The 16,610-nt window shown below is 41.4% G+C and carries 13 protein-coding genes; 10 read left to right on the plus strand and 3 right to left on the minus strand.

From position 1 onward, the window contains the following. The first annotated feature begins 238 nt into the window (after positions 1–238). The 5 genes from edd (at position 239) to J671_RS11350 (ending at position 6,620) form a co-directional block, all read left to right on the plus strand. Entirely contained in the window at positions 239–2,092 is a 1,854-nt protein-coding gene (gene edd, locus J671_RS11330; RefSeq protein ID WP_006580441.1) for a phosphogluconate dehydratase, read from the plus strand. A 20-nt stretch (positions 2,093–2,112) separates the two neighbouring features. Beyond that, complete coding sequence (gene eda / locus J671_RS11335; RefSeq protein WP_002053427.1) at positions 2,113–2,733, plus strand: bifunctional 4-hydroxy-2-oxoglutarate aldolase/2-dehydro-3-deoxy-phosphogluconate aldolase; 621 nt, start codon at positions 2,113–2,115, stop codon at positions 2,731–2,733. 197 nt (positions 2,734–2,930) lie between these two features. Then, a complete protein-coding gene (locus J671_RS11340; RefSeq protein ID WP_002053229.1) occupies positions 2,931–4,289 on the plus strand; it encodes a gluconate:H+ symporter in 1,359 nt (452 codons plus the stop codon). 17 nt (positions 4,290–4,306) lie between these two features. Beyond that, on the plus strand, positions 4,307–4,819 hold the full coding sequence (locus J671_RS11345; RefSeq protein WP_006580438.1) for a gluconokinase: 513 nt from the start codon (positions 4,307–4,309) through the stop codon (positions 4,817–4,819). A gap of 172 nt (positions 4,820–4,991) precedes the next feature. After that, positions 4,992–6,620, plus strand: a complete 1,629-nt coding sequence (locus tag J671_RS11350; RefSeq protein WP_002053334.1) for an NADP-dependent glyceraldehyde-3-phosphate dehydrogenase — start codon at positions 4,992–4,994, stop codon at positions 6,618–6,620. A gap of 105 nt (positions 6,621–6,725) precedes the next feature. On the opposite strand, the gene J671_RS11355 is transcribed toward J671_RS11350, so the two are convergent. Further along, positions 6,726–7,991, minus strand: a complete 1,266-nt coding sequence (locus J671_RS11355) for a glutamate-5-semialdehyde dehydrogenase (protein WP_022575781.1) — start codon at positions 7,989–7,991, stop codon at positions 6,726–6,728. A 299-nt stretch (positions 7,992–8,290) separates the two neighbouring features. Here J671_RS11355 and J671_RS11360 point away from each other — a divergent pair, with 299 nt between their 5' ends. Further along, positions 8,291–9,604: an alpha/beta fold hydrolase gene (locus tag J671_RS11360; protein ID WP_031982305.1), complete on the plus strand. Its 1,314-nt coding sequence runs from the start codon at positions 8,291–8,293 to the stop codon at positions 9,602–9,604. Between the two features lie 51 nt (positions 9,605–9,655). Here the strand turns inward: J671_RS11360 and J671_RS11365 are convergent, their stop codons facing one another. Together J671_RS11365 and nagZ are read right to left on the minus strand one after the other, a co-directional pair. Further along, a complete protein-coding gene (locus J671_RS11365) occupies positions 9,656–10,498 on the minus strand; it encodes a class I SAM-dependent methyltransferase (protein WP_031982306.1) in 843 nt (280 codons plus the stop codon). Between the two features lie 325 nt (positions 10,499–10,823). Next, positions 10,824–11,843 carry a beta-N-acetylhexosaminidase gene (gene nagZ / locus J671_RS11370; protein ID WP_031982307.1) on the minus strand — a complete coding sequence of 340 codons (1,020 nt, stop codon included), beginning with the start codon at positions 11,841–11,843 and terminating at the stop codon, positions 10,824–10,826. 192 nt (positions 11,844–12,035) lie between these two features. Here nagZ and J671_RS11375 point away from each other — a divergent pair, with 192 nt between their 5' ends. The 4 genes from J671_RS11375 (at position 12,036) to iscX (ending at position 16,531) form a co-directional block, all read left to right on the plus strand. After that, positions 12,036–14,219 (plus strand): carboxy terminal-processing peptidase, encoded by a 2,184-nt coding sequence (locus tag J671_RS11375; RefSeq protein WP_006580433.1) that lies wholly within the window; start codon positions 12,036–12,038, stop codon positions 14,217–14,219. 137 nt (positions 14,220–14,356) lie between these two features. After that, on the plus strand, positions 14,357–15,655 hold the full coding sequence (locus tag J671_RS11380; protein ID WP_006580432.1) for a glycosyltransferase family 4 protein: 1,299 nt from the start codon (positions 14,357–14,359) through the stop codon (positions 15,653–15,655). A gap of 24 nt (positions 15,656–15,679) precedes the next feature. After that, positions 15,680–16,231: a phosphatase PAP2 family protein gene (locus tag J671_RS11385; protein ID WP_004710660.1), complete on the plus strand. Its 552-nt coding sequence runs from the start codon at positions 15,680–15,682 to the stop codon at positions 16,229–16,231. 99 nt (positions 16,232–16,330) lie between these two features. Then, complete coding sequence (iscX, locus tag J671_RS11390) at positions 16,331–16,531, plus strand: Fe-S cluster assembly protein IscX (protein WP_000524329.1); 201 nt, start codon at positions 16,331–16,333, stop codon at positions 16,529–16,531. The last annotated feature ends 79 nt before the right edge of the window (positions 16,532–16,610 follow it).

The raw sequence follows: 16,610 nt of genomic DNA on the forward strand, positions 1-16,610 counted from the left end.
ATTAGAGGCTAATATACCGGTAAATATAGTCAAAAATAAAACCAGCTTCTTGTTTAAAACTTAAACATAATTTGTATTTAATACTCATGCTCAGGTATTACCGTAAAGTTGTCTAGGGCTTGCATGTCGCTTTTTGCCTTAATAATATTGTTCCTCCCCCTTATCAAATGATGATGAAATATATCATTTGGTCTATTTTTATTGTTCCGGCTTATCCGGTTGTACAGGAGCGTCCAGCATGGACTTGCCGAATCCAATATTGGCAAAAGTTACCGAACGTGTAATTGCGCGTAGCCAAAAAACTCGTTCTGCATATTTACAACGTATTGAACATGCTCAAGGCAAATTTCCAGCTCGTGGAGCACTTTCATGTGCCAATCTGGCTCATGGATTTGCCGGCATGGAAGATAATGAAAAATTAATTATTAAAGTGGGGCGTGAACCAAATATTGGTATTGTGTCTTCTTATAATGAAATGCTTTCGGCACATGCCCCATATAAAACATTCCCTGACATTATAAAAACAGCTGCTCGCGAAAATGGCGGCGTTGCACAGTTTGCTGGTGGTGTACCGGCAATGTGTGATGGTATTACTCAAGGTAATGCCGGTATGGAATTGTCATTGTTTTCACGTGAAACAATTGCAATGAGTACAGCGATTGCACTTTCTCATAATATGTTTGACGCTGCATTGTGTCTCGGGGTATGCGATAAGATTGTGCCAGGCTTGCTAATTGGTGCTTTACAGTTTGGTTATCTACCAACTATTTTTGTACCCGCAGGTCCAATGAGCAGCGGTTTATCGAATGATGATAAAGCTAAAATCCGCCAGCAATTCGCTACAGGCCAAGTAGGTCGCGATGCCTTACTTGAAGCTGAGTCTGCTGCATATCATGGGCAGGGCACATGTACATTCTATGGTACTGCCAATAGTAACCAAATGTTGATGGAAGTGATGGGTTTACATTTGCCAAGTGCTGCATTTGTTCATCCTCACACACCACTACGTGACGCGCTTACTGCCGAAGCTGCTAAACGTGTACTTGACTTAACTGCTGAGCGAGGCAACTACACGCCAATTGGTCATGTTATTGATGAAAAAGCCATTATCAATGGCATTGTAGCTTTACTGGCTACAGGCGGTTCAACCAACCATACCTTACATCTTATTGCGATTGCACGTGCGGCTGGCATCTTAATTGACTGGGATGACTTTGATGAGTTGTCTGCTGTTGTTCCATTGCTCGCAAAAATCTATCCAAATGGTAAAGCCGATGTAAACCATTTCCAAGCAGCGGGTGGGGTGGCATTCCTTATTCGTAACTTACTTGAGGCTGGTTTACTACATAACGATGTGACGACAGTCGCTGGTAAAGGTTTACAGCACTACACTAAAGAACCGAAATTGATTGACGGTCAGCTCACTTGGGTTGACGGTGTGGTTCAAAGCCTTGATGACAAAGTACTCCGTAGCATTGATGTGCCGTTTCAGCCAGATGGTGGCTTGCGCTTAATGCAAGGTCGCCTTGGCCGTGGTGTTATTAAAATTTCTGCGGTTGCGCCAGAGCACCGTAAAGTGAAAGCACCTGCAATCGTATTTGACTCGCAAGAAGCGGTACAAGCGGCGTTTGATCGTGGTGAATTACACCGAGACTTTATTGCGGTGGTTCGTTTCCAAGGTGCTCGTGCGAATGGTATGCCTGAATTACACCGTTTAACGCCTGTGTTGGGTGTTTTACAGGATCAAGGTTTCCATGTTGCATTAGTGACTGATGGCCGTATGTCTGGTGCTTCAGGCAAAGTACCGGCAGTCATTCATTTGTCTCCAGAAGCGTTATTAAACGGTCCGATTGGAAAAGTTCAAACCGGAGATATGTTAATCATTGATGCTGAAGCTGGCGTACTCGATATTGAGTTAGATGAACAAACTTGGCAGTCACGCCCTGTTGCACAGCCAGAACATCAGGCTGAAAACGAAGTCGGTTTTGGACGTGAATTATTTGGTGTATTCCGTGCAGCAGCAGCGCCTGCTGAGCATGGTGCATCTGTGTTTGGTGCACTTGTTGGCGAAGAGCCACAAGCGCATATTTGAGACGAAGGAATTACAAAGTAATGAGCAAGATTGAAGATGTTGTCAAATTAGGCCCAGTAATTCCAGTGTTGGCTTTTGATTCTGCTGAACAAGGTGAGCATGTATCACGTGCGTTGCATGCTGGTGGTGTAAAAGTACTGGAAATTACTTTACGTACCGCTGCTGGTTTGGCTGCTATTGAGCGAGCGTCTCAGTTAGCAGATGACATTGTGGTGGGCGTAGGAACGATTACTAAGCCTGAGCATTGTGCTCAAGCTAAAAAAGCAGGTGCTAAATTTGGGGTATCTCCGGGTTTGACTAAAGACTTGCATCTGGCTGCGCAAGATGCGGGCTTGCCTCTTTTACCAGGGGTAATGACACCGAGTGATCTTATTCAAGCGATTGAATTGGGTTACGACATTGTGAAGTTTTTCCCTGCTCAACAGGCTGGTGGTGTAGAGATGCTAAAAGCATTTTATGGGCCATTTCCAAACTTACGTTTTTGTCCTACAGGTGGAATTACAGCGGAGTCGGCTCCAGATTTCTTGAAGCAGCCTAATGTCGTGTGTGTAGGTGGGTCATGGTTAACACCTAAACCTGTTGTCGCTGCACAAGATTGGGCTGAAATTACCCGTTTAGCCCAAATTGCAAGTCAGTTGTGAGTTTTACGAAAGTAATTGTGGTTTGAAAATCTAAAGTATCTTTTAGGTGCTTTAGATTTTTTGTGATGCGGTGACTGGCGGATGCCAGTCATACAAAATATAAAAAATGAGTGCTTCAACAATGAGTATATCTCTGGTTGAAGAGCTTCGTTTGGGCAGTATGCCTAGATAGCATTATTCCAAGGAGAAAGTGTCACATGGAGACCGTTCAGGGTGGCATGTTGCTTATCTATACTTTAATCGCGATTGTTGCTTTGATTGTTATGATCGCGAAGTTTAGAATTTACCCCTTTTTAGTTCTTATTATTGTTTCTCTCGGTTTAGCTCTTGCAGTTGGCATGCCAATGGATGGGATTGTTAAATCATATGAGGCTGGTACCGGTAAAACATTAGGTCACCTTGCGATTGTGATTGCGCTAGGAACCATGCTTGGCAAGATGATGGCCGAGTCAGGTGGTGCAGAACGAATAGCAATTACTTTAATTAAATGGTTTGGTGAAAAACATATTCACTGGGCCATGATGTTCATTGCATTAATTGTGGGGCTTCCAGTATTTTTCGAAGTCGGTTTTGTACTTCTAATTCCAATTGCCTTCAACATTGCTAAACGCACAGGTAAATCATTGTTGGTTGTAGGTTTACCTATGGTTGCAGGTTTATCGGTCGTACATGGGTTGATTCCACCACATCCAGCAGCTTTGCTCGCGGTGCAGGCTTACCACGCCGACATCGGTAAAACTATTATGTACAGTTTGTTGGTTGGTGTCCCGACAGCGGTTGTTGCAGGTCCATTGTATGCATTATGGATCAACAAATATGTCAAATTGCCTGAAAATAATCCTTTAGCAAAGCAGTTTGTTGAAGCAGATGCTAACAAGACACGTGAATTACCAAGTTTTGGTATTACCTTATTTACGATCATGCTGCCAGTTGCATTGATGCTAGTTGGTAGTTGGGCAGATGTTTTCTTTGCTCCAAAAACTTTCCCAAATGAGTTATTACGCTTTATTGGTACTTCTGATATTGCATTACTTATTGCTGTTTTGGTCAGCTTTATTACTTTCGGCACCATGCAGGGTTTCAACCGTGAACAAATCGAAAAGTTCTGTGGTGGGTGCTTGGCTTCAATTGCCGGTATTTTGTTGATTGTTGGTGCTGGTGGCGGTTTTGGCGGTATTTTAAGAGACAGTGGAATTTCTAATGAAATTGTATCTACTGCCTTAAAAGCAAACCTTTCACCATTGTTGTTAGGATGGCTTGTTGCAGCCCTTATACGCTTGGCGACAGGTTCGGCTACTGTTGCGATGGCTACGGCTTGTAGCATTGTTGCACCTATTGCGGCGGCGGCAGGGGTAGTTGTTAGACCTGAACTTTTAGTATTAGCGACAGGTTCAGGATCATTAATTTTTTCGCATGTAAACGATGCTGGTTTCTGGCTAATCAAAGAATATTTTGGAATGACAGTTGGGCAGACACTGAAGACTTGGTCTGTACTGGAAACAATTATTTCAGTACTTGGTTTGTCTTTCACATTGTTGCTTAGCGCTGTTTTGTAATTAGAGGTAGGTAATCCATGATTGTGATAGCTATGGGTGTCTGTGGAACAGGGAAAACCCTCATTGGTGAGTTGTTATCAGAGCGTTTGGCTTGTGAGTTTCTTGATGGCGATACGCTTCATTCCGCTGCAAATAAAAGCAAGATGAGCCAAGGTATTCCTTTAACTGATGAAGATCGCTTGCCATGGTTGCAAGCCATTCGTCAGGCAATTGAAACAAAACAAAGAGATGGTGAAACAGCTGTGTTTACATGCTCATCTTTAAAGCGGATGTATCGCGATATTTTAAGAGGGCAGGACCAGAATGTTAAGTTTGTATATCTAAAAGGTTCTTTTGAACTATTACAGCAAAGACTTGCAGAAAGATCTGGTCATTTTTTTGATCCGGCATTGTTACAAACTCAACTAGATACATTAGAAGAACCTGATGTGAATGAGGCAATAGCAATTGATATTGCTCTCACACCAGAACAGATCATTGAACAAGTCATCCAGAAGCTAGGGGTGACTGATAGTGTGTGTCGGGGGTAAATTCATCTAGAAAATATCGAAACTATCACAGCCTTAAGATATTCACCTTGCATCTACGGTTCAAGCAAGGTGAGTACTGATAATAATAGTAGTATTGACCCGAATAAGACCTGATTACAGCGAAAGCTCGGTAGATATAAAAAGATATACAAAGAATAAGGTATTAAGAAGAATGAATCAGTTAAATAATTTACAGCATAAATTTCCAGTAGTGGACAGTATTCCTGAAAGTGTACGTCTGCCATCTCAAATTCATCAACGTGTCTCACTGGTGGACGGTGAGTTGAAGCTATGGGCTGGTCCAACCAAGAAAACATTATCTCCGATCTGGATTCAGCAGTCTGACGGTAGCCTACAGCAAGTTGAACTTGGTAGTTATCCAGTCATGGGCGAAAAAGAAAGTGATGAAGCTCTGGAAGCGGCAGTACGGGCTTACAACAATGGTCGCGGCGAATGGCCAATGATGAAAGTTGGTGAGCGCATCGCTTGTATGCAGAATTTCATTCAGCGCATGGTAGAGCAACGAGATCTGATTATTAAGCTGATCATGTGGGAAATTGGCAAGAGCTTGGCTGACTCAGAGAAAGAGTTTGATCGTACTATTACCTATATGCGTCAAACCATTGATGCTTTAAAAGATCTGGATAATGCTAACTCTCGCTTTGTAATTGCTGAAGGTACTATTGGTCAAATTCGTCGTACTCCATTAGGTGTTGTGTTGTGTATGGGACCATACAACTACCCACTGAATGAAACCTTCGCAACCCTCATCCCAGCTATGCTAATGGGTAATACCATTATTTTTAAACCACCTCAATTTGGAACTTTACTATTTGAACCATTGCTAGAGGCATTCCGAGATTCATTTCCAAAAGGCGTAATCAATACTATCTATGCACCAGGTTCTCTGGTAGTGCCTCACTTATTAGCGTCAGGGCAAATTAATGTATTGGCACTGATTGGTTCTAGTAAAGTGGCTGATCATTTGAAAAAGCAACATCCAAAATCCCATCGTCTGCGTGCGATTTTGGGGTTGGATGCGAAGAATGCAGCCATTATTCTGCCGGATGCTGACTTAGACCTGACAGTGAAAGAATGTCTACTGGGTGCATTGTCATTCAATGGTCAGCGTTGTACTGCTTTGAAAATGCTCATGGTACACCGCTCAATAGCCGATGAATTTGTTAATCGTTTAACGACTGAGCTGGCTAAACTGAAAGTAGGTATGCCGTGGGAAAAAGGCGTCTCTATTACGCCGTTACCGGGTATGCACCGTACCGCCTACATGACTGAAGTGATTGAAGATGCTGTAGCTAAAGGGGCTAAAGTGGTTAATCCGGAAGGTGGTGAATTCTGCAAAACCATGTTCTATCCAGCTGTCGTTTATCCAGTGACTGAGGGGATGAGACTATATCGCGAAGAACAGTTTGGGCCAGTGGTACCAGTTGCTGTTTATGATGATATTGAAACTGTATTGGATTATGTCACTACTTCTGATCATGGTCAGCAGGTGAGTATTTTTGGTAGTGACCCAGCGCAAATTGGTCATTTGGTCGATACACTGGTACATCAAGTTTGTCGTGTAAACATCAACTGTCAATGTCAGCGTGGTCCTGATGTATTCCCATTTGGTGGTCGTAAAGATTCTGCAGAAGGTACACTGTCTGTGCATGATGCGCTTCGTGCATTCTCGATCCGCTCTATGATTGCGGCTAAACAGACTGATGACAGTAAAGGTATGCTGGCTTCTATGGTGTCTGAGCACTATTCGAAGTTTGTGAATACCGACTTTATTTTCTAATTGATATACGATTAAAAAAATCAGCCCTCGGGCTGGCTTTTTTATGGGAAATAACAAAATAAAAACGCCTGATATGGATCAGGCATTTTTATTTAAATAAGGGATTTATTGACGAATTTGACCGTCACCTAACACAATCCATTTTTGAGAAGTTAAACCTTCTAAGCCAACAGGGCCGCGTGCATGGATTTTATCAGTTGAGATACCAATTTCAGCACCTAAACCATATTCAAAGCCATCGGCAAAACGAGTTGAGGCATTAACTACGACAGAGCTTGAATCTACGCGAGCCAAGAACTGACGAGCTAAAGTATAGTTTTCAGTCACAATTGCATCGGTATGATGCGAACCATATTTATTGATATGGTCAATTGCTTCATCAATCCCGCTAACCACTTTAACTGCAAGAATTGGTCCTAAATATTCGGTATACCAGTCTTCTTCTGTTGCAGGTTTGACAGTCGTACCCAAAATACGACGTGTTTCTGGACAGCCACGTAACTCAACTTGTTTTTCAGCATAAAGTTCAGCAATGCGTGGTAAGAAAACATCTGCAATTTTTTCATCAACAAGCAGTGTTTCCATCGCATTACAAACACCGTAACGATGAGTTTTGGCATTTAAAGTAATCGGTAATGCTTTTTGCAAGTCTGCTTGTGCTTCTACAAACACGTGGCAGTTACCATCAAGATGCTTAATCACAGGAATACGGGCTTCGTTGGTCACACGCTCAATTAAGCTTTTACCACCGCGTGGAACAATGACATCTACATACTCAGCCATGGTAATGAGGTGACCAACTGCCGCACGGTCAGAAGTTTCAATCACTTGTACTGAGTGCTCAGGTAAACCAGCAACTTTTAAACCATGTTTAACTGCTTCTGCGATTGCTTTGTTTGACTCAAGTGCTTCTGAACCACCACGTAAAATAATGGCATTGCCCGATTTAATCGCTAACGAGGCAGCTTCAAGTGTTACGTTTGGGCGTGATTCATAAATCATACCTACTACACCCAAAGGCACACGCATTTTCCCAATTTGAATGCCTGTGGGGCGATATGCAAGATCCGTAATTTCCCCAATTGGATCGACGAGAGCGATCACATCTTTTAAACCTTGCAACATCCCTTTAAAACGTGCGGGCGTAAGTTCAAGACGATCAAGTAAGGCACTGTCAAGTTGGTTACTACGGCCTTTTTCCATGTCGAGTTGATTCGCCGCCAAAATCGCTGCCTGATTATTTTCTAAAGCAGTGTAAATAGCAGAGAGTGCATGATTTTTAAGCGAAGTCGAAGCACTTGTTAAAACACGTGAAGCCTCACGTGCTTGTTGCCCGACTTTTTGCATGTATTGTTCAATTGAATCTTGCATAGCAGTTTTTAATCATTTACCAATGACTACGATAGTAGCAGTCAAATGCGGAACAATGAATGGCTTTTTTTGAAAAATGTGACCGCTATAAAAAAACATTTAAATATTTTGCAAACTATTCGCGGCTTAAACAAGATGAGTGGTCATTTCAGCGATTGCGTATATTTCAGACAATTGTTTAGAATGGACTTGTGCAACACAAACTAATACAAATTTTAAAGATTTGTGCATAAAAGATTACATGTTCAAGAAGGAACTCTTGCAGCATAAAAAAATTACAGCAAGGAGGAAGCAAGGATATGAATTCCATTATTCAAATGGATTCGGAGATAAACCAAGCTTATGCCGGTTTTGGGTTTTTCGATATCTACCATAGAGATAGTTTTAAACAGCCAGCTCGTACGACATGGATTGACGGTTGGAAAATTGAATACATGGCGATTGCAGACCCAAAAACCATTCACAAAACACCGATTGTGATTGTTGGTGGTGCTTTTCAAAATTTTAACTCTTATAAATATTGTGTTGAGCAACTGTTTGAAAGTGGCCCGGTCATTTTAATCGACTTGCCATCTATGGGCGCAAATCAACAAATTACCAATCGAGATACCGGAATTTCTGCTGGAACATTAGAACTACCTGATTTGTCCGCAATGTTAGGTCGCTGGTTAGATATTGTGGGAATTCAAAAAGTTTCTGTAATGGGAATGTCGTTGGGTTCAGTTGTTGCTTCTTGTTTTGCTTATCACCGTCCAGATTTAATGGACCGTATGATTTTAATGGGTGTCATGCAAAAGACCCGTAAAAGTTGGCGGATGATTTTGGAAGAATCACTCAAACTCATGCAAGAAAATCGCATGGAAGAGTTTGGACAAGCGGTGATTCTATATTTGGTGAATCATGCCAAATTAGATAAAACACGTATGTCACCGACAGCTAAAAAATTATTTTTTAGGCAAATGGCTGAGTTTACGGGGACCGAGCGTGAACGTTATGACATTAACTGTAATCGACTTTTACGCTTAACAGATGTACCGATTCCACAGTGTAAAACACTGGTCGCAGCAGGGCAGTACGATAGTTTTACTTTGCCTCATGAAAATGCCAATTTTGCTTTGCAATGTCCGGATATGGAATTTGCTCTAATTGCTAACGCAGATCATGTGCCACAGCTTCAGCGCCGTAAAGAAACTATGAGTTTGTTCACTTCATTTTTGAAGGGTGAATCTATCCAAAATCTGGATGGCATTATTCCAATGACGCGTGAGCAAATGCAAAACATGGAACGCCGAGGTGAAGAGCGTATACCAGTTCTCCAGCCTAAAACGAAACTGAGCCACCGTGAATGTCAAACAGAGGTGCCAGTGACGATTGTTGATGTGACTTTCTTTGGAATGTATTTGAAGTTAGATGATGTGAAACAGCTCGACTTTGTAAATGAACATCCACGGGATCTGGCAATATATTTAGAAGATGAAGAGGGTGCTTTTTCGATTGAATGTTTAATCTTTGAAGCTACTGAACAAGGAATCCGTGCTTTATTTAAACATGGCAGTTTCGAACTTGCTGACCGTTTAAGTCGTTTTATTGCCCGCCAAAAGCAAGCAGCATAAAGTTTAATTTTTTATAAAAAAGAAGTCCCAAAAATATTGAGACTTCTTTTTTTATTTCAATTGAGCATGGATAGTCCAGACTAAGTCACCTAAATGCTCTTCATCGTTCTCTTTAGAAACTTGTCCGAAGAATATTTGAGGTTGTTCAACGTTAACTTGACTAAAGCCTGCATCTTTAAAAAAGTCTTTCACTTCTAGTGGAGTCTTAAAATGAAAACTAAATGAGCTTCGAGACATAAGTTTAAGTAATCTACTACTGTTCCAGATAATACTTGCGAGTTTGTTCTTAACGGGTTCAGGATACAGGTCGGTTAAATAATGAAGCTTTTTAAAAGAAGCACCATAGTGGGCAATGGATTGGATCAGTTGCTTTAATAAGTCTTTATCAAAATAGTTAATTAAACCTTCACTGATGATAACCAATGGACGGCTAGGGTCAAACACTTCAAATGCTTGTGCGAAAGCCTCGGTAAATAAATCGACCGATAAAATTTCAGGTGCATTTTTTTCAATTTGTTTTAGTGCATTTTGTTTTGTTTGAGCCATATCGGGCAAATCAAGCTCTCGATAGCTAATAGAAGGATAATGCTGCCTAAACCACCAACCACGTGGTGATAAACCACAAGCGATTTCAAGCACCTGTAAATCAGGATTTTCTTGAATTAACTTCTCTAAATCATGATCAAGCATGGTATGGCGCTGTTTAAGCGTCGTGCGCATACTGCCACCGACATATTTCTCTGCCCAAGATTCTAATGGGTGAACTAAATATGCCAAAGATTTGCCTTTACTCGTAGCAAGTGCTTCGTGTGAGATCCCCATTTGATACCAGATATAGCCTGTATAGTGGGCTGTAAAAGAAATGTGGCGGTGTTTTGAAAGGTGTTGTGTCATTCGTCCTGAACTCGATTTATTGTTTTTGTGTGATCTTCATTATTAATAACAATGAAGAGGTTCTAATGCATTGATGGTGAATGAACCTGCATGACGGAGTCCTGTCAATTAGGTTGGCATTCTGGGATGAACTTTCAGTTGGAGTTACTTTTCTTTCGGGAAAAGTAACCAAAACCATTGTCATACGCAAAACCTGTTCACTTTCTGCATCTATCAAATATATTGAAGCAATCAATATCCTTCAGCAGATGAGCAGGTTGCGTATGACTTAACCGCGTATCAGATAGTGAATAGGTTTTTGTAGCCAATTAAAATTTTTACTAACTTAAATCGAATTCTTAAACTCTTCAATGGCTGTTTTGACAGCTTGCCATTCATTTCCAAGTGATAAAATTTCACCAACTTGGATTTGTGGAATTCGACCACGCATACGTTCTAAACGCTCTTGATTTGGTAGCGCTAAGTTTGCAATACCATCGAGTGCTGTACATGCTGCACTACGGTCATTACACACTAGTCCCATATCACAACCAGCTGCCAGAGCTGCTTGAATACGCGCATCTGCACCACCAGCGACACAAGCAGCTTGCATGCTTAAGTCATCAGAGAAAAGTACGCCATTAAACTTCAAGCGATTACGAAGGACTTCTTGAATCCAGAAAGGTGAGAAACCTGCCGGATTTGGGTCAACCTTGTCGTAAATTACATGTGCCGGCATGAGCGCATCGAGCTCAGGCATAAGCTTAATGAAGCTTTGCATATCATGGTTGTAAATTTCGTCATAGCTACGGCTGTCAATTGCGGCTGCGACATGTGAATCGGCTTTGACCGAACCGTGACCCGGGAAGTGCTTACCAGTATTTGCCATGCCGGCTTTTTTCATGCCGCGCATAAATGCACCAGCAAGAGGAGCAATATCTTCAATATTTTTAGAGAAGCCACGGTCACCAATCACATCACTAATCGCATTGAGGTCTAGAACCGGTGCAAAACTAAAATCGATCCCCACAGCTAACACTTCAGTTGCCATTAACCAGCCACACTGTTCAGCCAGTTCTAGAGCCTTTTGTGGTTGAGTAATATAGAGTTCGCCAAAGCGGCCCATGGCTGGCAATAGCGTAAAGCCAGATTTTAAACGTTGAACACGGCCGCCTTCTTGGTCGACAGCAATTAAAATATCTGGGCGAACTTGGCGCATATGGTCGGTTAAAGCACGGACTTGTTGTGGTGATTCAATATTTCGTGCAAATAAAATCATGCCACCGACTTGCGGAGCTTGTAATAGTTCAATATCTTCTTTAGTAAGTTCTGTGCCGGCAATGTCCAGCATCAACGCGCCAATCATATTGGTTCCATTTGAATTTTGATTGAAAAACAATAAGCGAATTTTGCAATGATTTGCTACATTTTGTCAGTACAGAATATGATAAAACTACACGGTATAAACAATTTAGTTGGTTAAGATGTTGAATCTGCTTAGTTCATATCGAAAACAGAGCGTGTAAGATACGAACACCCAAGGAAGTATTAAGAATTTATGAAACTTCAAACTATAGCTTGTGCAGTAGCAATCGCGACTGGCGGTTTATTCTTCTCTCATACGATGAACGAAGCAAGAGCAGCAACCAATACAGCTGCTGTTTCTCAATCGATCCAGCCAACGCAAGAGCAGGCCTTGGTGGCTCGTCAACTGGCAACTTTAGTTGATCGCCAACATTATTTAAATATGCGTTTGGATGCGAATACATCTAACCGTATTCTCGATATGTATTTAGATAGTCTTGATCCAGACCATTCATTATTTTTAGACGCTGAAGTTCAAAATTATAAAAAGCTCTATGGTTCAAATTTTGGTGCTTCATTAAAAGCGGGGAATTTAACTGGACCGTTTGCTATTCACCAGCAATATCGTGAACGCTTAAAACAATTTTATGAGTTCATGCTTGCTGAGTTAAAGAAACCACAAAATTTAAAACAGCCAAATACTTTTATTGAAGTAGATCGCGAAAAAGCACCGTATTTTAAAACATCGGCTGAGCAGCAAAATCACTGGCGTAAAATGTTAGTTTCGCAGTTAATTAATTTAACGATTAGCCGTGAAGAAGAGCAGGCGAAACAAAAGGCATTAAAAGAAAATCCATCACTTGCTGATGGTCAAGACTTAACAGGCCCAGAAGATTTAACACCGGCTCAGACTTTGACCAAGCGTTATACACGTCAGCTTGAAAGAATTAGCCGTGTGAAAAGCGACGATGTTTTAGATAAAACATTAAATGCAATGTTGGCGACTTATGATCCACATAGTAACTATTATCCGCCAATTGATGCGATAGAACTGAACCGCCAAACGACCTTACAACTTGAAGGTATTGGGGTATCGATTCGTCCAGAGCGTGGCAATGAAGATTACACCAAGATTGAAACCATTGTAGAAGGTGGCCCGGCAAGTAAGTCTGGTCAAGTGAAATCAGGAGACCGAATCGTTGGTGTCGCTCAAGAGGGCGGTAAAATGATTGATGTGGTCGGCTGGTCGAGTTCAGAAATTGTTGGGTTGATCCGTGGTAAGCGTGGCACAAAAGTAACGCTGAAACTTCTTGGTGCTGGTGCGTCAATGAGCCAAGCACGCAATGTGACTTTGGTACGTGATGTCATTCAAGAAGAAGATGCGGGCGTCCGTTCACGTACAGTTGAAGTAATACGTGATGGTAAAAAACATCTATTAGGTGTCATTGAAATTCCATCTTTCTATTTCGACTATCGTTCACGTCGTGCTGGTCAGCAATATCGTTCAGTTTCTGAAGACACTGCAAATGCGTTTGAGGCATTAAAAGCTAAGAAAGTCGAAGGTATTATTATTGACTTGCGTAATGACCCAGGTGGTTCATTAGAAGAAGTTGCACGTATGCTTGGACAGGTAATTAAGTCAGGTCCGGTTGTGCAAATTCGTGACGGCAATGGCAATGTAAGTGTATTTGAAGACAACGATGGTGGTCAGCAAATCTATACAGGTCCACTCGCTGTATTGGTGAACTTGGCATCGGCATCTGCAAGTGAGATTTACTCTGCTGCAATTCAAGATTATGAGCGTGGCATTATCATTGGTAGTACAACCACAGGTAAAGGTACAGCTCAGGTCCAACTTGATACTTTGGCATATGGTCAAGCAACCTTAACTCAGCGTAAATTCTACCGTGTTACCGGTGGTAGTACGCAAAACAAAGGTGTAGTGCCAGACATTAAGCTTGTTGATATTTATAACGAAGAGTTTGGTGAGCGTAAATCGAAAAATGCCTTAAAGTGGGATACGATTCCAACTGCACCATTTAAACGTGAAGGTTCTGTTCAGCCATATGTGGCGAAGTTGTCTCAACTTTCAGAGCAACGTGTAGCAGTCGATCCGCAGTTTAAATATTTAAATAAACGTACGGCAATCGCAAAGGTGACTAGCGATCAGAAACAAGTTGTTCTTGATATTGATAAGCGCCGCGCAGAGCTTCTGAGTTTAGAAAAGCAAACTTTAGATGCTGAAAATGAACGCCGTGTAGCGACAGGTCAAAAACCTTTTGCTAACTGGGAAAGCTATCAGGCTTCCTTAGATGCATTGGCTGAATCTCGTGCCAAAATGAAAGCCAACCAACGTCCTGCATTACCAGAAGAAGAAACATTTGTGAATGAAGCAGCAAATGTACTTATGGATTATGCAAAATTGCAGAACCGTTAAGTTCTTTGTCTGTTTATAAAAAAGCACGCTGTTCTCAGCGTGCTTTTTTAATTTTTCATGTCAGTAAACTGTCATGCATTTATCATCAAAGTGTCAAGAAAGCTGCTTAATCTTTAAGCATGAAAATAAATACATTGATGGATGGCGCTATGCAAGGCTCATACGCGACAGCACTATTAAAACAACAGCAACTCCCTGAAAGCTTCCACTTCTATTTTAAACAAAAACAGCAGTTGTCTAATACTCAGGAATTGCACCAACTCCACGGGTTGGTTCGTCCTCGTTTAAAAATTGCGATTGTGACAGAGACATGGCCACCAGAAATTAATGGTGTAGCGCTTTCCTTATTACAGTTATGTCAAGGTTTGCAAAAACAAGGTCATAAAATTCTACTGGTTCGCCCAGAACAAAAAGCCAAGTGTCATGATTTTCTACCAGAGCAAGAATGTCTCGTCATGTCACAGGCTATTCCTAAATATCCAACTCTGCAATTTGGTTGGCCCCAATATTTAAAAGTTTCAAAAGCTTTTGAAAAATTTGCGCCAGATGTTGTGCACATCGTGACAGAAGGGCCTTTGGGCTTAACTGCCATGCAAGCTGCAAAAGCAAAAGATATTCCGGTCTCTAGTGGCTTTCATTCACCATTTCAAGATTTTAGCCGATTCTTTGATTTGGCTTTTTTAGTTAAGCCAATTCAAAAATATCTTTGCTGGTTTCATAACAATACTCAAGTGACTTGTGTGCCAAGTAAAGATACCGAAGAAGCTTTACGTGGTTTTGGTATTACCTGTCCACTGGTTGTGGTGGGACGAGGGGTCGATACCACACGCTTTTCACCAAAACATCGTTCAGAAAGCTTACGCCAGCAATGGGGTGCCGATGCCGATACTCGTGTCATGCTGTATGTAGGGCGTTTATCACCAGAAAAAGAAGTTCAATTGATTGTTGAAAGCTATGCAGCTATGCAAAATATGCAGCAACATAAAACTAAACTTGTGGTGGTAGGAGATGGCCCAGATCTTGCTCGATTAAAAGTATTACCTGAAGCGAGAAATGTCATTTTTACGGGTAGTTTGCGTGGACAAGATTTAGCAATAGCATATGCAAGTGCTGATGTCTTTGTATTTGCGAGTCAGGTTGAAACGTTTGGTAACGTAGTTTTAGAGGCAATGGCAAGCGGTTTGCCTGTTATCGCGTATGATTATGCATGTGCACATCAATATTTAGTCCATAACGTAAGTGGCTGGTTAAGTCCACTTGGACAGAAAAACCATTTTATACAACAAATTTATCAACTCCCTTCAGTACAACAACTTAGAGAAATGGGCATACAAGCCTGTCGTAAAGTACAGCAAAGCGGTTGGCAACTTCCGGTACAGCAATTAGAACAGGCATTTTATCAGGTAGTGAAGGAATCCTCGGTGGACTTCACCTAAGTATCCTAAAATAGGAGAACAACCATGAAATTAAAGAATGCAAAAATAAAAATACTCGATCTAGATTTACGAGGCTGTTTATACCTCAATCATTTTTCCCATTCACAGCGTGTAGCTTTATTTTTCAAAATTATTAGCCGTGCGGGCGATGGGCCATTTTGGTACCTCATGCTGGCAATTGTATGGGGAATGCATGGCATTACCTATAGTTTGCAAATTATCTATTTGCTACTTGGCGGTTCAGTCGGAACAGCAATTTATAAATTCTTAAAACATAAAACTACGCGTCCACGCCCTTACCAAGTACATCAGGTGATTGTGCTTGGGGAGAGACCACTTGATCACTTTAGTTTTCCATCAGGCCATACGCTACATGCAGTGATGGTGACAATTGTGTTAGGTTATATCCAGCCTGTGTTGCTAGCTGCCATGTTGCCATTCATGGTGCTTGTGGCATTGTCTCGTATGGTGCTTGGACTTCACTACCCAAGTGATGTGATTGTAGGCGCACTTATTGGTGCGGCAGTAGCAAGTCTGATTATTTTTGTCGCGCCATTATTGGGCATTGCTTTATAACGAACAGTAATTTTTATCAGCTTAAGCTATCGATTACGTTTGTGGATTTGCTAAAGTACACAGTTCGTGATTTAGCAGATTAAACAGATAGGAGCCGCTATGGGCTTACGTTGGACAGATACGATTGATATTGCCATTGAATTGTCAGAAGCACATCCAGAAGTTGATCCGCAATGGATTCGTTTTACTGATTTACATGCATGGGTATGTGCGTTACCAGACTTTAGTGATGACCCAAATAAATCAACCGAAGGATTGCTAGAAGCCATCCAAATGGCTTGGTTAGATGAAGTTCGCTAAAAACAGTAGAAAAAATCGCAACTTTTACACATTCAAAGCTGATTATTGCCTATGACATCGGTATAATGCGGCAAATTTT

The organism is Acinetobacter sp. 1130196, from assembly GCF_000588095.1.
In the GTDB taxonomy this organism is placed as follows: Bacteria; Pseudomonadota; Gammaproteobacteria; order Pseudomonadales; family Moraxellaceae; genus Acinetobacter; species Acinetobacter nosocomialis.